This window comes from Micromonospora sp. WMMD730 (genome assembly GCF_049178955.1).
In the GTDB taxonomy this organism is placed as follows: domain Bacteria; phylum Actinomycetota; class Actinomycetes; order Mycobacteriales; family Micromonosporaceae; genus Micromonospora; species Micromonospora wenchangensis.
The window spans coordinates 1,745,588-1,767,795 of the sequence record NZ_JBMHML010000002.1; the positions used below are offsets into that span (position 1 = coordinate 1,745,588).

The following is a 22,208-nucleotide window of genomic DNA, read 5'->3' on the forward strand; positions in this document are numbered from 1 at the left end:
CCACGGTCGCCGAGAGCGATTGACGACAGATCGCGGGTGCGGCCGGGAGCTCGCTCCCGGCCGCACCTTCTCTTTCTCCACACCTGACGGAGCGGCCCTCCCGTGAACTTCGACGGACTGTTCTCCAACTTCGGGGAACTCACCACGACCGGCCTGACACAGGGTGCGATCTACGCCCTGGTCGCGCTCGGCTACACGCTGGTCTACGGCGTACTCAGACTCATCAACTTCGCCCACTCCGAGGTCTTCATCGCCGGCGCGTTCGCGGCCATCTGGACCTGGAACGGCTTCGGCCTCAACCAGGACTCCCAGGTCAGCGGGGTCGGCTCGATCCTGTTCTACCTGCTCGTCGCGATGATCGTCGCGGCCATCGCGTCGGCCGGCACGGCGACCGTGATCGAGCGGGTGGCGTACCGGCCGCTGCGCAAGCGCAACGCGCCGCCGTTGGCCTTCCTGATCACCGCGATCGGCGCGTCCATCGCGATCTCGGAGGCGTTCGGCATCTGGACCCGTCGGCGTCCCGAGGGGGCACCGATCCTGATCAGCCAGAAGCCGCTCTTCCACATCTTCGGGGTGCCGATCGACGGGGTGCAGTTGCTCACCCTCGGTGCCGCGCTGGTGATGATGGTCGCGCTGGACCAGTTCATCAACCGCAGCCGGGTCGGCCGGGGCATCCGGGCGGTCGCCCAGGACGCCAACACCGCCGCGCTGATGGGGGTGAACAAGGACCGGATCATCCTGATGGTCTTCATCGCCGGTGGCACCATGGCCGGCGTCGCCGGCCTGCTCTACGACGTGCGGATCCAGAGCCTGACCTACAGCGTCGGCTTCCTGCTCGGTCTCAAGGCGTTCACCGCCGCCGTACTCGGCGGCATCGGCAACCTGCGGGGCGCGCTGGTCGGCGGCCTGCTGCTGGGTGTGGTGGAGAACTACGCATCGGGGCTGTTCGGCAGCGAGTGGAAGGACTTCGCCGCCTTCGCCGTGCTGGTGGTGCTGCTGATGTTCCGGCCGACCGGTCTGCTGGGCGAATCGCTGGGAAGGGCACGGGCATGACGACGACGGTTAATCCGCCGACCCCCGAGCAGCAGCAGGGGATCGGGACACGGCTGCGGCACGGCCGCGAGGCCATCGGGCAGCGGTGGCACGACGCCCCGCGCTGGGTGCGCTGGGCGGCGCTGGTGGCGCTGATCGCGTTCTTCTACGCGCTGCCCAACAAGGAGTTCTACCAGTACCTGGGCCCGATCCCGACCACGGGCTCCAACTTCACCCAGGTGCTCTTCACCGTCTCGATCTACGTGTTGCTGGCGGTCGGGCTGAACATCGTGGTCGGCTTCGCCGGCCTGCTCGACCTCGGCTACTTCGGCTTCTTCGCCGTCGGCGCGTACACCGTGGCGGTGTTGACCTCGCCGAGCAGCAACCTCAAGACGCTCTGGCCGTGGCTGCTGGTGGTGCCGATCGCGATCGCCCTCACCATGGTCTCCGGCGTCATGCTCGGCACCCCGACCCTGCGGCTGCGCGGTGACTACCTGGCGCTGGTGACGCTCGGCTTCGCCGAGATGATCCGGATCGCGGCGGTCAGCTCCGACTTCCTCAAGGGCCAGCGGGGCTTCAACCAGATCCCGCACCCGCCCGGCAAGTACGCCGACGGCAAGCCGTTCTTCGGGGTGCTCGACGCCCGCCCGTACTACTGGCTGGTGCTCACGCTGATCATCCTGGTGGTGATCGGGGTGCGGAACCTGACCCACAGCCGGGTCGGCCGGGCCTGGATCTCGATCCGTGAGGACGAGGACGCCGCGCAGCTGATGGGCGTGCCGACGTTCAAGTTCAAGCTCTGGGCGTTCGCCTCGGGCGCGGCGATCGCCGGCCTGGCCGGTGCGCTCTTCGCCGGCAAGCAGAACTTCGTCAACTCGCAGAACTTCGAGCTGCTCAACTCGATCATCATCCTGGCCGCGGTCATCCTGGGCGGCTCGGGCAACATCGTCGGCGCGATCGTCGGCGGCGGCCTGGTGGCGTACATGATCGAGCGGTTCCGCGGCATCGAGCTGTTCGGCGTGGAGCTGTACGAGTACCGGTTCCTCTTCTTCGGCCTGGTGCTCGTGGTGATGATGATCTTCCGGCCGCAGGGCCTCATCCCGAACCGACGACGGGCGGCGGAGTTCAAGGACCGTCGCAAGGAGGTGATCGTCGGTGAGTGACACCGAACAGACCCCGGCCGTTCCGGCCCAGGCGGGCGCGCCCGCCGTCGAGACCATCCCCGGGCGGGAACCGCTGCTGGAGGTCGACCACGTCACGCTGCGCTTCGGCGGTGTGGTGGCGCTCAACGACGTCGACTTCACCCTCTACAAGGGGGAGATCCTCGGGCTGATCGGCCCGAACGGCGCCGGCAAGACCACCTGCTTCAACGCGATGACCGGTATCTACCAGCCCAGCGAGGGGCAGATCCGATTCCGTGGCGAGAAGATCAGCGGCAAGAAGCGGCACCAGATCACCAAGATGGGCATGGCGCGGACGTTCCAGAACATCCGCCTCTTCCCGGAGATGACCGCGCTGGAGAACGTGCAGGTCGGTGCCGACGCGCACCACAAGACCAGCGTGGTCTCGGCGCTGCTGCGGCTGCCCCGGCACTGGCGCGAGGAGCGCGAGGGCCGGGAGAAGGCGGAGCGGCTGCTGGAGTTCGTCGGCATCCGGCCCCGGATGCACGAGTTCGCCCGCAACCTGTCCTACGGCGAGCAGCGCCGGTTGGAGATCGCCCGGGCCCTGGCCACCGACCCGGTGCTGCTCTGCCTGGACGAGCCGGCCGCCGGCTTCAACCCGGCGGAGAAGGAGGAGCTGCTCCAGCTCATCCGGCAGATCCGCGACACCGGCGTGACCGTGCTGCTGATCGAGCACGACATGCGCCTGGTCATGGGTGTCACCGACCGGATCGTGGTGCTGGAGTTCGGGAAGAAGATCGCCGAGGGGCTGCCCGCCGAGGTGCGGGACAACCCGAAGGTGGTCGCGGCGTACCTGGGGGTACCGGACGATGCTGCTTGAGATTGACGACGTCAGCCTGCTGTACGGGCGCATCCAGGCGCTGCACGGGATCAGCCTGACCGTGGGGGAGGGCGAGATCGTCGCCCTGATCGGCGCGAACGGCGCCGGCAAGTCCACCACCATGCGGGCGGTCTCCGGCATCCGGCCGATCGCCTCCGGAGCGATCCGCTTCGAGGGCGAGGACATCTCCAAGCTCCGGGCGGACCTGCGGGTCCGGCGGGGGCTGTGCCAGGCCCCCGAGGGTCGCGGCATCTTCCCCGGCATGACCGTGCTGGAGAACCTCGACATGGGCGCGTACACCCGGCGGGACCGGGCGGGCATCGCCCAGGATCTCAACCGGGTGCTGGAGCTGTTCCCCCGGCTGGCCGAGCGGCGCAAGCAGGCCGGCGGCACCCTCTCCGGCGGCGAGCAGCAGATGCTGGCCGTCGGCCGGGCGCTGATGAGCCGACCCAAGCTGCTGCTGCTCGACGAGCCCTCGATGGGGCTGGCCCCGATGCTGATCCAGCAGATCTTCTCCATCATCACCGAGATCAACGAGCAGGGCACCACGATCCTGCTGGTGGAGCAGAACGCGCAGCAGGCGCTCGCCCGGGCCCACCGGGCGTACGTGCTGGAGACCGGCCGCATCGTCAAGAGCGGCACCGGCGCGGAGCTGCTGCACGACCCGTCGGTCAAAGAGGCCTACCTCGGCGTGGCCTGACCGTCGCCCCCCTCGCAAAGGAGTACTGCCATGTTCCACCTCACCCCTGGTCGGCGGGCGGCGTTCGGCGTCGCCGGCGCGACCGCCCTGCTGCTCTCCCTCGCCGCCTGCGGCGAGGAGGAGAGCACCGAGCAGCCCGGCGGCGGCCCGTCGGTCAGCGCGTCGGCCGACACCTCGCTGGCCGACAAGGTCCCCGCGGCCATCAAGGCCGACGGCAAGATCGTCGTGGGCACCGACTCGACGTACGCCCCGGCGGAGTTCCTCGACGCCGACGGCAAGACGGTCATCGGCTTCGACGTCGAACTGTTCACCGCCGTGGCGGCCAAGCTCGGCCTCAAGGCGGAGTTCGTCTCCGCGCCGTTCGGCGACATCATCTCCGGCGTTGGCAGCGGCAAGTACGAGGTCGGCGTCTCGTCGTTCACCATCAACGACGAGCGCAAGCAGCAGGCCAACATGGTCAGCTACTTCCAGGTCGGCACCCAGTGGGTGACCAAGAAGGGCAACCCGGCCGGCGTCAAGATCGACGACGCCTGCGGCAAGAAGATCGCCGTGCAGAAGGACACCGTCCAGGTCGAGGACATCCAGAAGCGCTCCAAGACCTGCACCGACGCCGGCAAGCCGGCGATCACCGTCGAGCAGTTCCCCGGTCAGGACGCCGCGACCGCCGCGGTGGTCTCCGGCAAGGACGACGCGATGCTGGCCGACTACCCGGTCGGGGTGTACGCGGTGACCCAGTCCAACGACGCCCTGGAACTGCTCGACAAGCAGTACGAGGCGGCCCCGTACGGCTACGTGGTCGGCAAGGACCAGGCGGCGTTCGCCGAGGCGGTGCGGGACGCGACCAAGGCGCTGATCGCCGACGGGTCGTACAAGGCCGTGCTGGACAAGTGGAAGGTGGCGGACGGCGCGATCACGGACCCCGCGATCAACCCGTAACAGGTCATGGAATCCCACGACACTTCCACCGTACGGGCGCGGCCGGAGCCTCTCCGCGCCGTGCCCGTACGGCACCCGGGGCGGTGGGTCGCGGTCGCCGTGCTGGCCGTGCTCGTCGCCATGTTCGTCCACCTGCTGGTCACCAACGACGCCTTCAACTGGTCGTTCATGGTGGACAAGATGTTCCGTCCGCCGATCATCGAGGGGCTGCTGCGCGGCACGGTGCTGATGACGGTGAGCGCGATGCTCATCGGTGTCACGCTGGGCGTGGTGGTCGCGGTGATGCGGCTGTCGGACAATCCGATCCTGCGCGGGGTCGCCTGGCTCTACACCTGGTTCTTCCGGGCGGTGCCCCGGCTGGTGCTGTTGGCGGTCTTCGGCAACATCGGCATCCTGTGGAGCCGGATCGAGTTCGGGGTGCCGTTCGACACCCAGCTCGGTCAGCTCTTCGGCATCGACAACCTGCAACTTCGGCTGTTCGGTTTCTCCTCCCGGGACATCCTCACCGGCTTCATGGCCGGTCTGCTGGGGTTGGCGCTGTCCGAGGCGGCCTACATGGCCGAGATCGTCCGGGCCGGCATCCAGTCGGTCGACGAGGGGCAGACCGAGGCCGCCCAGGCGCTGGGCATGAGCCGGGGTCAGTTGCTGCGTCGGGTGGTGCTGCCGCAGGCGATGCGGGTGATCATCCCGCCGACCGGCAACGAGACCATCGCGATGCTCAAGGACACCTCGCTGCTGCTCTACGTGCCGGTGAGCGTGGAGCTGTTCTTCCAGCTCGACGCGGTCGGCAAGCGGACCTTCCAGATCTTCCCGATGTACGTGGCCGCCTGCCTGTGGTACCTCTTCCTGACCAGCATCCTGCTGGTCGGGCAGTACTTTTTGGAGCGGCACTTCGGCAAGGGCTACGGTCCGGCCGGCCGGGCGCGGCTGCGGTTGCGCGCGATGGCGGCGGAGACCGGTGGTGGCGGCAACTCGTCGGGGACGGTGGGTCAGGCATGAGCGAGCTGATTCCCGGCCAGCCGGGCGCGCCGGCCGCCGAGTCGCGGGCCGGTGCGCCGGCCGACGGGTCCGGGCTGATGGTCCGGGCCGAGCAGGTGCACAAGTCGTTCGGGTCGCTGGAGGTGCTCAAGGGCATCGACCTTCAGGTCCGGTCGGGCGAGGTGTGCTGCCTGCTGGGGCCGTCCGGTTCCGGCAAGTCGACCTTCCTGCGCTGCATCAACCACCTGGAGAAGATCAACGCCGGGTCGATCCGGGTGGACGGCGAGCTGATCGGCTACCGGGAGCGCGGCGGCCGGCTGCACGAGATGCGGGAGAAGGAGGTGGCCGCGCAGCGCCGTTCGATAGGCATGGTGTTCCAGCGGTTCAACCTCTTCCCGCACATGACGGTGCTGGGCAACGTGACCGAGGCCCCGGTGCTGCTGGGCCGGGAGAAGAAGGCGGCGGCCCGGGAACGGGCCGCGCAGCTGCTGGAGCGGGTGGGGTTGGGCGACAAGCTCGGGGCGTACCCGGGTCAGCTCTCCGGCGGGCAGCAGCAGCGGGTGGCGATCGCCCGCGCGCTGGCCATGCGGCCGAAGCTGATGCTCTTCGACGAGCCGACGAGCGCGCTCGACCCGGAGCTGGTGGGCGAGGTCCTGGACGTGATGAAGGACCTGGCCCGGGACGGGATGACCATGATCGTGGTGACCCACGAGATCGGTTTCGCCCGGGAGGTCGGCGACACGCTGGTCTTCATGGACGGCGGGGTGGTCGTCGAGTCCGGCGACCCGCGCGAGGTGATCGCCAACCCGCGGCACGAGCGGACCAGGACGTTCCTCGCCAAGGTGCTCTGAGACCCGGGCCACCCCCGGCGTCGGCCGTGCCGCCGCCGGGGGTTGTCGGGGGTACGGACTAGAGTCGCTGCCGTGACAGCTACGACGCCGCGCCTGCTTCTCGTCGACGGACATTCCCTGGCATACCGGGCGTTCTTCGCCCTGCCGGTGGAGAACTTCTCCACCACGACCGGGCAGCCGACCAACGCGGTCTACGGCTTCACCTCGATGCTGATCAACGTGCTCCGCGACGAGCAGCCCACCCACATCGTGGTCGCCTTCGACGTCTCCCGCCGCTCCTTCCGCACCGAGAAGTACGCGGAGTACAAGGCCGGCCGCAGCGAGACCCCGGCCGACTTCAAGGGCCAGGTCAGTCTGGTCAAGGAGGTCCTTGACGCGCTGCGCATCCCGGTCGTCGAGCGGGAGGGCTACGAGGCCGACGACGTCATCGCCACCCTCGCCTGCCAGGCCCGCGACCAGGGCATGCAGGTGCTGATCAGCACCGGCGACCGGGACGCCTTCCAGCTCGTCGGCGAGGCCGTGACCGTGCTCTACCCGCGCAAGGGCGTCTCCGACCTGGCCCGGATGGACCCGGCGGCGATCGAGGCGAAGTACGGCGTCGGCCCGCAGCGCTACCGCGACCTGGCCGCCCTGGTCGGTGAGACCAGCGACAACCTGCCCGGCATCCCCGGCGTCGGCCCGAAGACGGCCGCCAAGTGGATCAACACCTACGGCGGGGTCGAGGGCGTGATCGCCCACGCCGACGAGATCAAGGGCAAGGCCGGCGACAGCCTGCGCGAGCGGCTCGCCGACGTGATCCGTAACTACGAGATCAACTGCCTGGTCTCCGACCTGGAGCTGCCGGTCCGCCCCGAGGACGCCCGCTGGCAGGGCTGGGACCGCGAGGCCGTGCACCAGGTCTTCGACACCCTCCAGTTCCGCATCCTGCGCGACCGGCTGTATCAATACCTGGAGGCGGTGGAGCCGGAGGCCGAGGCCGGCTTCGACCTGGCCGGCGAACGGCTCACCGAGTCCGGCGCGCTTGTCGACTGGCTGGCCGCGCACGTCTCCGCCGGCACCCAGGTCGGCGTCGCGGTGAAGACGCCGGCCAAGCCGAAGGATCCCCGCGAGCGCTACGAGCCGCAGCTCGAAGCGCTGGCCCTCGCGCTGGCCAGCGGCCCGGCCGCGTGGCTCGACCCGGCGTCGCTGGCCGAGGCCGACGAACGCGCCCTGGCCGACTGGCTGGCCGACCCCGGGCAGCCCAAGGTGCTGCACGACAGCAAGCACGCCCGGCTGGCGTTCGCCGCGCGGGGCTGGTCCCTGGCCGGCGTCGCCCGGGACACCGAGCTGGCCGCCTACCTGGCCCGTCCCGACCAGCGCTCCTACGACCTGACCGACCTGGCGCTGCGCTACCTGCACCGCGAGCTGCGGGTCGACGCGCCGGAGACCGGTCAGCTCACCTTCGACGGGCTCGGCGACGACGGCGAGGCGGAACAGAACCTGATGCTCCAGGCGCGGGCCACCCTCGACCTGGCCGACGCGATCGACGCCGAGCTGTCCCGCGACGGCGAGCAGTCCGCCCGGCTGATGGCCGAGGTGGAGCTGCCCCTGTCCGAGGTGCTGGCCGGGATGCAGCGTGTCGGCATCGGCGCCGACCTGGACTACCTCCAGGAGCTGGAGGCGCACTTCGCGGGCGAGGTGAAGTCCGCCGCCCAGGGCGCGTACGCCGCCGTGGGGCGGGAGTTCAACCTCGGCTCGCCCAAGCAGCTCCAGGAGCTGCTCTTCGGGGAGCTGGGGCTGCCCAAGACCAAGAAGATCAAGACCGGTTACACCACCGACGCCGACGCGCTCCAGTGGCTCTACGCCCAGAACCCGCACCCGGTGCTGGAGCACCTGCTGCGCCACCGGGACGTGGCGAAGCTCAAGACCACGGTCGACGGCCTGCTCAAGTCGGTCGCCGACGACGGGCGCATCCACACCACGTTCAAGCAGACCGTGGCGGCCACCGGTCGGCTCTCCTCCACCGACCCCAACCTCCAGAACATCCCGATCCGCACCGAGGAGGGCCGGCGCATCCGCCGGGCGTTCGTGGTGGGCGACGGCTACCAGACCCTGCTCACCGCCGACTACAGCCAGATCGAGATGCGGATCATGGCGCACCTGTCGTTGGACGAGGCGCTGATCGAGGCGTTCAACTCCGGCCACGACTTCCACGCCGCGACCGCGTCGTCGGTCTTCGCGGTCGGGGTCGGCGAGGTCACCGCCGACCAGCGTCGCAAGATCAAGGCGATGAACTACGGCCTGGCGTACGGCCTGAGTGCCTTCGGCCTGTCCCAGCAGCTCGGCATCACCGCCGACGAGGCCCGGGGGCTGATGGAGAACTACTTCGCCGGCTTCGGCGGGGTGCGCGACTACCTGCACGAGGTGGTGGCCCGCGCCCGCCAGGACGGCTACACCTCCACCGTCCTGGGTCGCCGCCGCTACCTGCCCGACCTGGTCAGCGACAACCGGCAGCGCCGGGACATGGCCGAGCGGATGGCGCTCAACGCCCCCATCCAGGGCTCGGCGGCCGACATCATCAAGGTCGCCATGCTGCGCGTCGACACCGCGCTGCGCGACGCCGGGCTGCGGTCCCGGATGCTGCTCCAGGTGCACGACGAGCTGGTCTTCGAGGTCGCCCCCGACGAGCGGGAGGCGTTGGAGACGCTGGTCCGGCAGGAGATGGGGGCGGCGTACCCGCTGTCGGTGCCGCTGGAGGTCTCCGTCGGCGTCGGCCGGGACTGGAACAGCGCCGACCACTAGCCAGCCTCCGCACTCCACCGCACCGGCCCGACCAGGGGGAGACATGAGCACACTCGCCGACCGCCCGCACACCGCACTGCTCGTCGTCGACGTGCAGAACGGGGTCGTCGCCGGGGCGTACCGGCGTGACGACGTGGTCGCCAACGTGGCCGACCTGGTGCGGCGGGCCCGCCAGGAGGGGGTGCCCGTCGTCTGGGTGCAGCACTCCGACGCCCGCCTCGTCCGGGGCGGGGACGACTGGCGGATCGTCCCCGAGCTGGTTGCGGCCGACGCCGAACCACTTGTCGAGAAGCTCTACGGCGACTCCTTCGAGGACACCGAGCTGGAGTCGGTGCTGGCCGGGCTGCGCGTCGGGCGGCTCCTGGTGGTCGGTGCGCAGACCGACGCCTGCGTCCGGTCGACCCTGCACGGCGCGTTCGTCCGGGGCTACGACACCACGCTGGTCAGCGACGCCCACACCACCCAGGACCACACGCGGTGGGGCGCGCCGCCACCCGAGCAGGTCGTCGCGCACACCAACCTCTACTGGACGCACCAGGAGGCCCCGGGGCGCACGGCGGGCACGGTCGCGACGAAGGACGTCGACTTCGCCACGACGGCCTGAGGCCACCCTGCGGCTGTCGCGGCCGGCCCGCCTGACCCGGGCGGCACCTGGCCCGGCGGCAGGCCCGGCCCGCTCGGTGCCGGGCCTGCGGCGGTCAGCGCAGCGGGTCGTGGCCCCAGTTCATCAGCGACCAGCGCCACTTCGTGTCCCGCACGTCGCCGGCCGGTCGCTGCGCCAGGTGCCGGTGCACGTAGCCGATCACCGTGCGCATGTGCCGGTAGTCGGCGGCGGACAGCTCGGCCCGCTTGCGACGCAGCAGGTCGACGATCCGCCGGCCCGACGAGTGCCCCACCGACTCGCCGCCACCGGCCCGGCCCCCCTTGTGCCAGCCGACCTGTTTGGATTCCGGCGTCTGCAACCAGGACGCCAGCTCCCCGGGTTTCATGTTCACCGCCTCGGTGAACTCCCGGTAGGTCTGCTGCGGGTCGTCAGCTCGGCTCACGGCGCAACGCCTCAGGCCGGTGGGCGACGTCGCGCCCCGAGTCGTCGTTGCGGATGCGGTACCGCGGGTCGTCCGGGGTGGCGTTCACCGCGCGCCCCCGCACGTGCGTACGTTCGGTCAGCTCCTCCTGCACCACTCCGTGGGCGCGACCGCTGTGGCTGGCCCAGGAGACGTGGTCACCCTGCTGGAACCGGTGCTCGGCCATGGCCGGCGGGTACCCGACGGCACCGCCCCGAAACAACGCGCCCGGCCGGCCGGCGATGCCGGCGGGCCCGTGCGGGGCCGGTCAGGTGCCGGTCCGGTCAGGTGGCGGCCGGTTTCTCGGTGACGAAGATGGCGGTGCCGGGGAAGAGCCGCCCGCGTAGCGGGCTCCACTGCCCCCAGGTCTCCCGGTGGCCGGCCGGCCACTCCGGCTCCACCAGGTCGACCAGGCGGAAGCCGGCACCGACCAGTTCGCGGATCCGGTCGCCGAGGGTCCGGTGCTGCTCCACGTAGCTGGCCACCCCCCGCTCGTCCTGCTCGACGTAGGGGGAGCGGTCGAAGTACGAGTGCACGGCGGTCAGTCCGCCCTCGCCGGGGTCGTCGAGGAAGACCCAGCGCATCGGGTGGGTCACCGAGAACACCCAGCGCCCGCCGGGGCGCAGCACCCGGTGTACCTCGGCCATCAGGGCGGCCGAGTCGGCGACGAACGGGATCGCCCCGAACGCCGTGCAGGCGATGTCGAACGACGCCCCGGCGAACGGCAGGGCCAGCGCGTCGGCCTGCACCAGCGGCACGCGTACCCCGCTGGTGCCGGCGGCGCGGGCGGCGTGCCGCAGCATGCCGGCGGAGAGGTCGAAGGCGACCGGCTCGGCCCCCTGGGTGGCCAGCCAGCGGGCGCAGGACGCCGCGCCGCAGCCGACCTCCAGCACCCGCCGCCCGGCCAGCTCGCCGAGCAGCCGCGCCTCGGACTCGCGCAGCCCCTCCGGGCACCAGCGGAAGTCCACCTCGCCCAGGAATGCGCCGTGCTCGGCCTGGTAGTCGTCGGCATCGGCGTCCCACCAGCCGCGGTTGGCCCGTCGTGCCTCGGTGTCGCCCACCCGGCGTCGGATCACCCGCTCGTCGTCGTCCACCCGTTCACGCTAGGCCCTGCGGTGGCGTCGTCCGCCGGACCCCGCCGTGCGCGGCGCGGCGCGCGGCCGTACGCTGTCGGTCCCGTGGGGTGGATGTGACGGATGAGACACCGGAGGTGCTTTCCCACCGAAATCTCCGCTTTCGCAGCAGACGAGGTCGTGAGGACCCGGGAGGGCTTGCACGCTGTGGTAATGCAGCGGGTAGGCTAGACGATGCGCTCGTGGATCGTGTACCTCGGCAGGGAGCAGGTGCGCGGTCACCGGAGCACCGATGATCCTCTTCTGGCGATCGTCAGGTGGGGACGGTGGCGGATCCGCTGGCGCGAACGGGTCACTGCGACACCACGCCTGCTGTGACAACCCATCCGACCGGAGCAACCGCCCACATGACGAGCAGCATCGAGGCCCCCTCGAGCGCCACCCGGGTCACCCACGACGATCTCGGTTCCGAGGAGGCTTTCCTCGCCGCGATCGACGAGACCATCAAGTACTTCAACGACGGCGACATTGTCGAAGGCACCGTCGTCAAGGTCGATCGGGACGAGGTCCTGCTCGACATCGGCTACAAGACCGAGGGTGTCATCCCCTCGCGGGAGTTGTCGATCAAGCACGACGTGGACCCCGCCGAGGTCGTCTCGGTCGGTGACCACATCGAGGCCCTGGTCCTCCAGAAGGAGGACAAGGAGGGTCGGCTGATCCTCTCCAAGAAGCGGGCGCAGTACGAGCGGGCCTGGGGCACGATCGAGAAGATCAAGGACGAGGACGGTGTCGTCCGCGGCTCGGTCATCGAGGTCGTCAAGGGTGGTCTCATCCTCGACATCGGCCTGCGCGGCTTCCTGCCCGCGTCGCTGGTCGAGATGCGGCGGGTGCGTGACCTGCAGCCGTACGTCGGCCGCGAGCTCGAAGCCAAGATCATCGAGCTGGACAAGAACCGCAACAACGTGGTCCTGTCCCGCCGGGCCTGGCTGGAGCAGACGCAGTCCGAGGTGCGCACCGAGTTCCTCAACAAGCTCCAGAAGGGGCAGGTCCGCAAGGGCGTCGTCTCCTCGATCGTCAACTTCGGCGCGTTCGTCGACCTGGGCGGCGTGGACGGCCTGGTGCACGTCTCCGAGCTGTCCTGGAAGCACATCGACCACCCGTCCGAGGTCGTCGAGGTGGGCCAGGAGGTCGAGGTCGAGGTCCTGGACGTCGACCTGGACCGCGAGCGGGTCTCGCTGTCGCTGAAGGCGACCCAGGAGGACCCGTGGCGGCAGTTCGCCCGCACCCACGCGATCCAGCAGATCGTGCCGGGTAAGGTCACCAAGCTGGTGCCGTTCGGCGCGTTCGTCCGGGTCGACGACGGCATCGAGGGCCTGGTCCACATCTCCGAGCTGGCCGAGCGCCACGTGGAGATCCCGGAGCAGGTCGTCCAGGTCGGCTCCGAGGTCATGGTCAAGGTCATCGACATCGACCTGGAGCGTCGCCGGATCTCGCTGTCGCTCAAGCAGGCCAACGAGGGCTTCGTCGAGGGCGAGGAGCACTTCGACCCGACCCTCTACGGTATGGCTGCGACGTACGACAACGAGGGCAACTACATCTACCCGGAGGGCTTCGACCCGGAGACGGGCGAGTGGCTCGAGGGGTACGACAAGCAGCGCGAGACCTGGGAGAACCAGTACGCCGAGGCGCGTCAGCGCTGGGAGGCCCACACCAAGCAGGTGCAGACCTCCCGGGCCGCCGACGCCGAGGCCGCTGCGAACCCGGCCCCGCCGGTCGCCACCGGTGGCACCACCACCTCGACCAGCTCGTCGGCCCCGAGCCGGCAGGCCGAGGAGCCGGCCGGCACCCTGGCCACCGACGAGGCGCTCGCCGCGCTGCGGGAGAAGCTCGCCGGCGGCAAGTGAGCCGGAGGCTGGCTCCCACCGGGTACGACGTCTGACGTCGTACCCGGGCGCGGGTAGCCGCTGACACACCGGAGCCCCGTCCCCGATCCGCCACGCGGACCGGGGACGGGGCTCCGTGCTGTCCGGGTGTCTCCGCTCCCGTCCCGCGACGGGAATGATCGACTCAGGGGTGGCGATGTTGCGGTCTCACCGGCGCCGGATACCGCTACCTGGCCGACTGTGCGCGACGTCCCGGGCGGGGCGACCCCGGGCGCCCCGGGCCGGTTCGGCGTGGCGGTGTCGGGTGGGGCGGTGTGGTGGGGTGGGCGGCGATCCGGTTGACTGGGTCGGTGCTGAGGGTGGGGTTGACCGGTGGCATCGGGTCCGGCAAGAGCGCCGTGGCGGCCCGGCTGGCCGAGCGGGGCGCGGTGATCGTCGACTCCGACCGGATAGCCCGGGAGGTGGTGGCACCGGGCACCGAGGGGTTGGCCGCGATCGTCGCCGCCTTCTCCGACCGGGTGCTGACCGCCGACGGGGCACTGGACCGGGCGGCGCTGGGCGCGCTGGTCTTCGCCGACGCGACCGCCCGTCGCCGGCTTGAGGAGATCATCCACCCCCGGGTACGCGCCCGGTCCGCCGAGCTGTTCGCCGCGGCACCCGCCGACGCGGTGGTGGTCAACGACGTACCGCTGCTGGTGGAGGTGGGGCTCGCGCCGACGTACCACCTGGTGGTGGTGGTGCGGACGGCCGTGGCCACCCGGCTGGAGCGGTTGACGCGGACCCGGGGGATGAGCCGTGCGGAGGCCGAGCGGCGGATCGCCGCGCAGGCCGACGACGCCCGTCGTGGCGCGGCGGCCGACGTGGTGCTCGACAACGACGGCGGCCTCGACGAGCTGCACGCCGCCGTGGACGCCCTCTGGTCGGCACGCCTGGTGCCCTACGAACGCAACGTGCGGGAACGGCGGGTCGCCCCGGGCCGGCCGGTGGTGCCGACCGCGCCTGACCCGACCTGGCCGCAGCAGTACGCCCGGCTCGCCGCCCGGATCCGGCACGCGCTGGCCCCCGACGACCTGCGGATCGACCATGTCGGTCCCACCGCTGTCCCCGGGCTGGCCGGGCCGGACGTCATCGACGTGCAGGTGACCGTGCCGTCGATGGCCGAGGCGGACGGTCCGTTGGCGGGCCGGCTCGCCGACGCCGGCTTCCCGAGGGTGCCCGGCGTACGGGGGGACCGCCCCCGCTGGCTGGGTCGCGACGCCGGGACGGGTGGGGGCGGTGACGAGGGCTGGGAGCAGCGGCTGCACGGCAGCGCCGACCCGGGCCGGCCGGTCGCCGTGCACCTGCGGGTGGCGGGCTCGGCCGGCTGGCGGCACGCCCTGCTGATGCGTGACCACCTGCGTGCCGATCCCGATCGACGGGCGGCGTACCCGGCGGTGCAGCGGGAGCTGGCGGCGTCGGCACCGGACGGCGGAGGGTCCGGCATCGCCGACGCCCCGTGGTTCGCCGAGGAACACCTGCGGGCGCAGGACTGGGCGGCGCGGAGCGGCTGGCGGCCCTGACCGTCCTGCCAGGTCAACCGCGCGGCGTGGGCGGGGACGGCTTCCGGTGCGCGGGGACGATCCCCGCCGGCAGCGGGCCGGGGGTCAGCTCCAGTTGTGCCCACAGCCCGCCGGTGGTGCGCAGCTCCAACCGGTGCAGGAAGCCGGAACGGTCCAGCCAGTACCGCAGCCGCTGGCCCTGGCGGCGTACCTCGAACACGTCCACCGGGCGGCCGGCCCGTCGGTCGCTGCGGACGTGGACCGTGGTGGTGGCGTCCGGGGCCGGTCCTGCGGCCCGCACCGCCGCGTCGAGCAGTGCGTCCAACTCGTCGACCGGCTGGCCCGCGAGCCGCCAGCCGGCCCCGGTCGGCAGCGGCAGCGGCGGCGTCGCCGACGGGCCGGCGGCCGCGGTGTGCGGTCCGACCGGTACGTCCGCCCGGGCGAAGCCGGCCCGGTCCCGACGCCGCAGCGTCCGGCGGCCGAGGGTGTCCAGTTCGGCGACGGACAGGTAGGCGACGCCGGCCGACCAGCTCAGCCAGCCGCCGCCGCGCAGGTTGGCGGCGCTGCCGAGGGGTGCGGACACGGTGACTGCCGCGCTTCCGGTCCCGGCGCGCAGCCGGGTGGCGAGCCGGCCCAGCCGGGCGGTCTCCTCGTCGGTGGCGGCGCGGGGCAGTCCGGGCCGACCGCCGAGCGCGTCGACGGGCCAGGGTGTCGGCCGGTCGACCCGGTCCAGGTCCACCGTGACCGGGGTGCCGTCGGCGAGCCGACCCGACCAGCGGCGCAGCCGCGCGTCGCGGTCCACCCACCAGCGGGGGTCGGCGTCGTCGGCCGGCCGCCCGTCCGGCGCGGCGGCGGATGCGGTGGTGACGGGTGTGGTGGTGGGTGCGGTGGCGGCGGGTGCCGGGGGCGGCCACAGCGCCGCCTGGAGGATGTCGACCGGGTCGCCGCCGAGGGTCTCCCGGCCGAGCCACCGGCCGGCACCGGCACGTAGCGGTGCGGCGGGTGCGGGCCGGTCCGCGGCGAGCGCGAAGAGCACGGTGAGCGCCCCGGCGAGCCCCCGCCCGGGTGGCGGGTTCCGCAGCCGCCAGCGGTCACCGGGCGGCACCAGGGGTGGCCGGGCCGGGGTCACGATCGCGGCGGGGTCGGGGCGCTGCACCACCGCCGACGGGGTGGCCTGCACCAGGCCCCGGTCCTGGCCGGCTCCCGGGCCGCCGACGTCGAGGTAGGCCAGCGGACGGGACCAGTCGACCCAGCCGACCAGGTCGGTGCGGCCGGCCCCGGTGCCGACGGCCACCCGTACCCCGGCCCGGACGTCCCGGTAGGTGCCGACCCGGACGGCGGCGAGCCGCTCGGCCTCCTCGTCGGTGAGCGCCCGCGTCGTGGCGGTCGGGGCCTGTGTGTCGGCGAGCAGGCCGGCCACGAGGGTGGCGGCGGCGGTGACGGCGACCACGACCAGGGCGACCAGGGTGATCCGCCGCCGGCCCGACGGGCCCTCCGCCGCGGCGTGGCGGTGGTGGCCGGCACGGCGGCGGCCCGGACCGGCTCCCGGTGGGCGTGGTGGCTGGTCGGGCGAGGTGTCCACGTGTGGTTGAACGGGCCGGCCGGGGCGGAGTGACGCCGGCGGGGGTGCCGGGACGCGGCCCGGGGGTGCCGGCGGCCGGGGGAGACAGGTGCAGGGGCGCTCGCGGCGGCCGGTCTGCGCCAGGGGCGCGACCACGCGGGATGCGCACGCCGGTGATGTCCGGGTGCTGCGACCCCAGGTGCCGGGCGGTGGGAGCCTGTCGAGGGCCCGGCCACCGCCGCGGTCGGCCGCCGCGAGCGGCCTACGGTGTCCAGGCTAGCCGGCTGCGATGTGGGCCACAATGGCAATATCGAAGCTGATCACCGGCTGTCCGGCGATCGCGGGGAAGTGTCGGACCTGCGGCGTACCGTGGGGACCATGGCGCTCGACATTCCCCGGCTCGATGGTCGCTTCCAGGTCGTCAGTGAGTTCCAACCGGCCGGCGACCAACCGGCCGCCATCGATGATCTTGAGCGTCGGGTCCGGCGCGGCGATCGTAACACCGTGCTGCTCGGGGCCACCGGCACCGGCAAGAGCGCCACCACGGCGTGGCTGGTCGAGCGGCTGCAACGGCCGACCCTGGTGCTCGCCCCCAACAAGACCCTCGCCGCCCAGCTCGCCAAGGAGTTCAGCGAGCTGCTCCCGCACAACTCGGTCGAGTATTTCGTCTCCTACTACGACTACTACCAGCCCGAGGCGTACATCCCGCAGACCGACACCTACATCGAGAAGGACTCCTCGATCAACGAGGAGGTCGAGCGGCTGCGGCACAAGGCGACCATGTCGCTGCTCACCCGGCGGGACACGATCGTGGTGGCGACCGTCTCGGCCATCTACGGCCTGGGCACCCCGGAGGAGTACCTCGACCGGGCCGTGCGGGTCGTCGTCGGGCAGGAACTCGACCGCGACCAGTTGCTGCGCCGCCTGGTCGACATCCAGTACACCCGCAACGACATGGCCTTCCAGCGGGGCACGTTCCGGGTCCGGGGCGACACGCTGGAGATCATCCCGGCATACGAGGAGCTGGCCGTCCGGATCGAGCTGTTCGGTGACGAGGTGGAGAAGCTCTACTACCTCAACCCGCTCACCGGCGACGTGGTCAAGGAGGTCGACAATCTGTTGATCTTCCCGGCCACCCACTACGCGGCCGGCCCGCAGCGGATGGAGCGGGCCACCCGGGACATCGAGGCCGAGCTGGGGGAGCGGCTGGCCGAGCTGGAACGGCAGGGCAAGCTGCTGGAGGCGCAGCGGCTGCGGATGCGCACCACCTACGACCTGGAGATGATGCGGCAGGTCGGCTTCTGCTCCGGCATCGAGAACTACTCGATGCACATCGACGGCCGGTTGCCCGGCAGTCCGCCGCACTGCCTGCTCGACTACTTCCCCGACGACTTCCTCACCGTGGTCGACGAGTCGCACGTCACCATCCCGCAGATCGGCGGCATGTTCGAGGGCGACGCCTCGCGCAAGCGGATGCTCATCGACCACGGGTTCCGGCTGCCCAGCGCCGCCGACAACCGGCCGCTGCGCTTCGACGAGTTCCTGGAGCGGGTCGGCCAGATGGTCTTCCTCTCCGCCACCCCCGGCCCGTGGGAGCTGGAGCAGGCCCAGGGCGAGTTCGTCGAGCAGGTCATCCGCCCCACCGGTCTGATCGACCCGGAGGTCGTGATCAAACCGACCAAGGGGCAGATCGACGACCTGATGCACGAGATCAAGCTGCGCACCGAGCGCGACGAGCGGGTGCTGGTCACCACGCTGACCAAGAAGATGGCCGAGGACCTGTCCGACTACCTGCTGGAGAACGGCATCCGGGTGCGTTACCTGCACTCCGAGGTCGACACCCTGCGCCGGGTGGAGCTGCTGCGCGAGCTGCGCAAGGGCGACTACGACGTGCTGGTCGGCATCAACCTGCTGCGGGAGGGTCTCGACCTGCCCGAGGTCTCCCTGGTGGCGATCCTCGACGCCGACAAGGAGGGCTTCCTGCGCAGCGGCCGGTCGCTGATCCAGACCATCGGCCGGGCCGCCCGTAACGTCTCGGGTCAGGTCCACATGTACGCCGACAAGATCACCCCCTCGATGGCGTTGGCGATCGACGAGACCAACCGTCGCCGGGCCAAGCAGATCGCGCACAACGAGGCGCACGGGATCAGCCCCGAGCCGCTGCGCAAGAAGATCCACGACATCCTCGACGACATCTACCGGGAGGCGGAGGACACCGAGAGCGCCCGGGTCGGCGGGGCCGCCCGGCAACTGTCCCGGGGCAAGGCCCCGGTCAAGGAGACCCGCAGTCGCGGTCGGGCCACCGCCGGCACGCCCTCCCGGGAGGGGATGGCCCGGGCCGACCTGGCACAGCTCATCCAGGAGCTCAACGACCAGATGCTCGCCGCCGCCCGGGAGTTGCAGTTCGAGCTGGCCGCGCGGATCCGCGACGAGGTCGCCGACCTCAAGAAGGAACTGCGGGGGATGGACGCCGCCGGGGTGAAGTGACGGGCGGGCCGGTGCTGGACGAGGTGTGTGTCGGGGTGCCGGCGGCACGGCTGGGTCCCGTCGTGGGTCGGTACCTGGGCTACCGGGAGGGTGTTCCGGTCGGTACGGCGTCCGGACGGGGCGCACCGCCGCCACTGGTCCGGCACGAGGCGGCCGGCGCGTTCGTGGTCCTCATCCTCGGCTGGGGCGCCCCGCTCGACGTGCTGAACCCGCGCTCGGCGGCACACAGCGCGTACCGGGTGGACTCGTTCGTGGCCGGGCCGTACGACGGCTACTGCACGACCTCGACGGCCGGGGCCGGTGCGGGGGTGCAGTTGATGCTCACCCCGCTGGCGGCCCGCCGGGTCCTCGGGATGCCGCTGGGGGAGTTGGCCAACCGGGCGGTGGCGGTCGACGGGCTGCCCGACCCGTGGCTCGACCGGTTGCGGGCCCGGCTGGCCGGGGCACCGGACTGGCCCCACCGGTTCGCCCTGCTCGACGCGGCGCTCGACGCCCGGATGGCGGACGCCGAACCGGTCGATCCGCACCTCGGCCGGGCCTGGGAGCTGCTCGCCGGCTCGGCCGGCCACATCGGCATCGGCGCGTTGGCCGGCGAACTCGGGTGGAGCCGCCGGCACCTGGCCGCGCGGTTCCGCCGGGAGCTGGGGCTGGGCCCGAAGACGACCGCCCGCCTGCTGCGTTTCCAGCGGGCGTACGCGACGCTGGGCCGGCAGGACGCGGTGTCCGCCCCGCCGGACCCCGCCGGGCCGGCGGACGACCGGACGGGGCCGGCGGACGGCTGGGCCGAGCTGGCGGCGCGCTGGGGGTACTACGACCAGTCGCACCTGATCCGGGAGTTCCGGGAGTTCACCGGGACGACCCCGGCGGCACTGGGTCGGCCGGGTTCCCATTCGTCCAATCCGGGTTGAGCGCCGGCCGGCACACTCGACGCATGACGAGCATCTACCCCACCTTCCGGTACCCCGACGCGCGGGCGGCGATCGACTGGCTCTGCGCCGCGTTCGGGTTCCGGGTCCACGCGGTGCACGACGGTCCGGACCAGACGGTGGCGCACGCCGAACTGGCGCTCGGCGACGGCATCGTCATGCTCGGCACCGGCCGGGGTCGACCGGACCGGCCGGCCGACGACGACTACGCCGTCTACGTGGCGGTCGACGACCTGGACGCCCACCACGACCGTGCGCGGGCGGCCGGGGCGGAGATCATCCGGGAGCCGTTCGACACCGACTACGGTTCCCGGGACTACGCGGCCCGGGACCTCGCCGGCAACGTCTGGTCGTTCGGCACCTACCGGCCCTGACCGGGCTGCCCCGAACGGCCGCCGTGGAGACGGGGGGGCTGCCGTTCGGGGCCGCCCGGCGGCGGCGTCATCCGAGGGCGGCTCAGATAAGCATTGCGGTGTGCAAGCAAACTGTTGCCCTGGGTGATGATCCTGCGTACCCTCCCTCGTGGGGAGGCTGGGATGCCATTGTCATCGAGTCCTGTCATTCGACGCGCGAGGCTCGGCGCCGAACTGCGCCAGTTGCGCAGGCGGGAGGCGCTGACCCTGGAACAGGTCTGCGCCCGGCTGGGCTGGGCCTCCACCTCCAAGCTGTCCCGCATCGAGCTGGGGCAGAGCCGGCCCGACCTCGCCGACGTGCTCGACCTGCTCGACATCTACGAGGTCCCGTCGCCGCAGCGGGAGGCGCTGATCGTCATCGCCCGCGACGCGGCGACCGGGCGCGGCTGGTGGAAGGCGCTCGGCGAGATGAGCGAGCGGCAGCGCACCTACGCCGAGTTGGAGGCGGGCGCGGCGACCATCGTGGAGTACCAGCCGGCGGTGCTGCCCGGCCTGCTCCAGGCACCCGGCTACGCCCGGCTGCGGATCGCGGCCGGCCGGCTGCTGCACCCGGACGTCGACGTCGAGGCCGACCTGCGGGCCCGGCTCACCCGGCAGGGGCTGCTGCGTCGCCCCGACCCGCCGCACTACACGGCCCTGCTCGACGAGCGGGTCTGCGACCCCGCCGGCCTGCCCGCCGACGTCTGGCACGAGCAGTTGGCGCACCTGCTGGCCCTGGCCGAGCTGCCGCACGTGACGATCCGGGTGGTGCCGGGGACGGCGGCCCCGCGCGGTGGGGCGTACCCGTTGACGGCCTTCTCGTGTTACTCGTTCCCCGACCCGGCCGACCCGCGCACGGTGATGCTGGAGGCGTTGACCACCGACGTGCGGCTGGCCTCCGAGGTCGACGTCGGGCGCTACGACCGGATGACCGGCTGGCTGTCCGCCGCCGCGCTCAGCGCGGTGGAGACGGCGGAGCTGCTCCGCCGCCGGGTCGCCGCCCTCACCACCGGTACGGCCGGTCCGGCGGCGGACGACGTGGCCGGGTGGGACGGTCGGGAGACCACCGGTACGCCGTCCCCCGCCCCAGAGGGCGCCGGTCGGGCGGACTCACCGGTAGCGGTTGAAACCACCCTCGGAGTCGATGACCTGGCCGGTGATCCAGTCCGCCTCCCGTGAGCAGAGGAAACGCACGAGCCGGGCGGCCTCCTGCGGGGTGCCCCAGCGGCCGGACGGGAAGAGTGCCGCCACCGCGGCGTGCGCCTCGGGTGGGGCGTAGCCGGTGTCGGTCGGCCCGGGGTTGAGGCAGTTGACGGTGATCCCGCGGGGCATCAGCAGCGGGGCGAGCTGCGCGGCGAGGTTCTCCACCCCGGCCTTGCTGGCCGCGTAGGCCAACTCGTCGGGCATCGGGCCGAGGCGCTGGCCGCTGGAGAAGAGCACCAGCCGGCCGCCCGACCCGGCGGTGAAGGCGGTGGCGAACGCGTCGGCCAGGAGCAGCGTGGCCCGGACGTTCACCACCAGGTGCCTGTCGATCTCGGTGGCGTCCAACCCGCCGAGGCTGGTGCGGGTGGAGTAGGCGTGGGTCGCCACCACACCGTCGAGCCGGCCGTGCCGGCGTACCGCCTCGGCGACCAGCGCGGCCGGGGCGGCCGGGTCGAGCAGGTCGGCGGCGGTGTGGGCGGCGGCCCCGCCCAGTTCGGCCAGCAGCGCCGGTACGCCCTGCGGGTCGCCGCCGTAGGGCTGTGCCTCGTCGTAGCCGGGCAGCCCGGTCAGCAGCAGCCGGTGCCCGTCGGCGGCGAGGGTGCGGGCGACCGCCGCGCCGATGCCGATCCGGCGGCTCACCCCGGTCATCAGGAACACCCGTGCGGTCATCCGGGCAGTCAACCGGACCGTCGTTGCGGACGCCACGGATTAACCCCGCACGACAACCACCGGCGGTGCGCCCACGGGCCGGCGGCGGTGCGCCGAGGCCGCCCCGGTGCGCCGAGGCCGCCCCGGTGGCGCC

General features: G+C 72.1%; 18 protein-coding genes and 2 pseudogenes. 15 read left to right on the top strand and 5 right to left on the bottom strand.

Going from position 1 to position 22,208, the window contains the following annotated elements; genetic code table 11:
• The first annotated feature begins 102 nt into the window (after positions 1 to 102).
• From ACN265_RS07935 to ACN265_RS07975, 9 genes are all read left to right on the top strand, one after another.
• Positions 103 to 1,053, top strand: a complete 951-nt coding sequence (locus ACN265_RS07935; RefSeq protein ID WP_204926044.1) for a branched-chain amino acid ABC transporter permease — start codon at positions 103 to 105, stop codon at positions 1,051 to 1,053.
• Positions 1,050 to 2,195 carry a branched-chain amino acid ABC transporter permease gene (locus ACN265_RS07940; RefSeq protein WP_204926045.1) on the top strand — a complete coding sequence of 382 codons (1,146 nt, stop codon included), beginning with the start codon at positions 1,050 to 1,052 and terminating at the stop codon, positions 2,193 to 2,195. The genes ACN265_RS07935 and ACN265_RS07940 overlap by 4 nt, the downstream gene beginning before the upstream one ends.
• Positions 2,188 to 3,033 (top strand): ABC transporter ATP-binding protein, encoded by an 846-nt coding sequence (locus tag ACN265_RS07945; protein ID WP_372444604.1) that lies wholly within the window; start codon positions 2,188 to 2,190, stop codon positions 3,031 to 3,033. Before ACN265_RS07940 ends, ACN265_RS07945 begins: the two co-directional genes overlap by 8 nt.
• Positions 3,023 to 3,733 carry an ABC transporter ATP-binding protein gene (locus ACN265_RS07950; RefSeq protein WP_204926046.1) on the top strand — a complete coding sequence of 237 codons (711 nt, stop codon included), beginning with the start codon at positions 3,023 to 3,025 and terminating at the stop codon, positions 3,731 to 3,733. Before ACN265_RS07945 ends, ACN265_RS07950 begins: the two co-directional genes overlap by 11 nt.
• A gap of 30 nt (positions 3,734 to 3,763) precedes the next feature.
• Positions 3,764 to 4,669 (top strand): ABC transporter substrate-binding protein, encoded by a 906-nt coding sequence (locus ACN265_RS07955; RefSeq protein ID WP_357931299.1) that lies wholly within the window; start codon positions 3,764 to 3,766, stop codon positions 4,667 to 4,669.
• Positions 4,670 to 4,675: 6 nt separating this feature from the next.
• Positions 4,676 to 5,668: an amino acid ABC transporter permease gene (locus tag ACN265_RS07960; protein ID WP_204926048.1), complete on the top strand. Its 993-nt coding sequence runs from the start codon at positions 4,676 to 4,678 to the stop codon at positions 5,666 to 5,668.
• Between the two features lie 77 nt (positions 5,669 to 5,745).
• Positions 5,746 to 6,498: an amino acid ABC transporter ATP-binding protein gene (locus tag ACN265_RS07965; protein ID WP_204926229.1), complete on the top strand. Its 753-nt coding sequence runs from the start codon at positions 5,746 to 5,748 to the stop codon at positions 6,496 to 6,498.
• Between the two features lie 72 nt (positions 6,499 to 6,570).
• Positions 6,571 to 9,279: a DNA polymerase I gene (gene polA, locus ACN265_RS07970; protein ID WP_421406570.1), complete on the top strand. Its 2,709-nt coding sequence runs from the start codon at positions 6,571 to 6,573 to the stop codon at positions 9,277 to 9,279.
• Between the two features lie 43 nt (positions 9,280 to 9,322).
• Positions 9,323 to 9,883, top strand: coding sequence for an isochorismatase family protein (locus tag ACN265_RS07975; protein ID WP_421406571.1), 561 nt, complete (start codon positions 9,323 to 9,325; stop codon positions 9,881 to 9,883).
• A 97-nt stretch (positions 9,884 to 9,980) separates the two neighbouring features.
• Here ACN265_RS07975 and ACN265_RS07980 read toward each other — a convergent pair.
• From ACN265_RS07980 to ACN265_RS07990, 3 genes and pseudogenes are all read right to left on the bottom strand, one after another.
• Positions 9,981 to 10,325 (bottom strand): annotated as a pseudogene (locus tag ACN265_RS07980) (DUF3140 domain-containing protein); the annotation flags it as partial.
• Positions 10,312 to 10,530: a DUF2945 domain-containing protein gene (locus ACN265_RS07985; RefSeq protein ID WP_421406572.1), complete on the bottom strand. Its 219-nt coding sequence runs from the start codon at positions 10,528 to 10,530 to the stop codon at positions 10,312 to 10,314. The pseudogene ACN265_RS07980 and the gene ACN265_RS07985, both read right to left, overlap by 14 nt.
• Positions 10,531 to 10,627: 97 nt before the next feature.
• Positions 10,628 to 11,437, bottom strand: a complete 810-nt coding sequence (locus tag ACN265_RS07990; RefSeq protein WP_204926053.1) for a class I SAM-dependent methyltransferase — start codon at positions 11,435 to 11,437, stop codon at positions 10,628 to 10,630.
• A gap of 386 nt (positions 11,438 to 11,823) precedes the next feature.
• Between ACN265_RS07990 and rpsA the strand changes: the two genes are divergently transcribed.
• Entirely contained in the window at positions 11,824 to 13,320 is a 1,497-nt protein-coding gene (gene rpsA / locus ACN265_RS07995; protein WP_088643126.1) for a 30S ribosomal protein S1, read from the top strand.
• A 329-nt stretch (positions 13,321 to 13,649) separates the two neighbouring features.
• Positions 13,650 to 14,858, top strand: coding sequence for a dephospho-CoA kinase (gene coaE / locus ACN265_RS08000; protein ID WP_421406574.1), 1,209 nt, complete (start codon positions 13,650 to 13,652; stop codon positions 14,856 to 14,858).
• 13 nt (positions 14,859 to 14,871) lie between these two features.
• Here coaE and ACN265_RS08005 read toward each other — a convergent pair whose 3' ends face one another.
• The gene (locus ACN265_RS08005; protein WP_421406575.1) at positions 14,872 to 16,419 is read right to left on the bottom strand and encodes a hypothetical protein; all 1,548 of its coding nucleotides are present in this window, start codon (positions 16,417 to 16,419) and stop codon (positions 14,872 to 14,874) included.
• 357 nt (positions 16,420 to 16,776) lie between these two features.
• Between ACN265_RS08005 and uvrB the strand changes: the two genes are divergently transcribed.
• From uvrB to ACN265_RS08025, 4 genes and pseudogenes are all read left to right on the top strand, one after another.
• Entirely contained in the window at positions 16,777 to 18,885 is a 2,109-nt protein-coding gene (uvrB, locus tag ACN265_RS08010; RefSeq protein ID WP_420119034.1) for an excinuclease ABC subunit UvrB, read from the top strand.
• Positions 18,886 to 18,947: 62 nt separating this feature from the next.
• Complete coding sequence (locus tag ACN265_RS08015; RefSeq protein ID WP_421406577.1) at positions 18,948 to 19,793, top strand: helix-turn-helix domain-containing protein; 846 nt, start codon at positions 18,948 to 18,950, stop codon at positions 19,791 to 19,793.
• A gap of 23 nt (positions 19,794 to 19,816) precedes the next feature.
• Positions 19,817 to 20,185, top strand: a complete 369-nt coding sequence (locus ACN265_RS08020) for a VOC family protein (RefSeq protein WP_204926057.1) — start codon at positions 19,817 to 19,819, stop codon at positions 20,183 to 20,185.
• Between the two features lie 162 nt (positions 20,186 to 20,347).
• A pseudogene (locus ACN265_RS08025) lies at positions 20,348 to 21,205 on the top strand (helix-turn-helix domain-containing protein); the annotation flags it as partial.
• 108 nt (positions 21,206 to 21,313) lie between these two features.
• Here ACN265_RS08025 and ACN265_RS08030 read toward each other — a convergent pair.
• Entirely contained in the window at positions 21,314 to 22,075 is a 762-nt protein-coding gene (locus ACN265_RS08030) for an SDR family oxidoreductase (RefSeq protein ID WP_421406578.1), read from the bottom strand.
• Between the last annotated feature and the right edge of the window lie 133 nt (positions 22,076 to 22,208).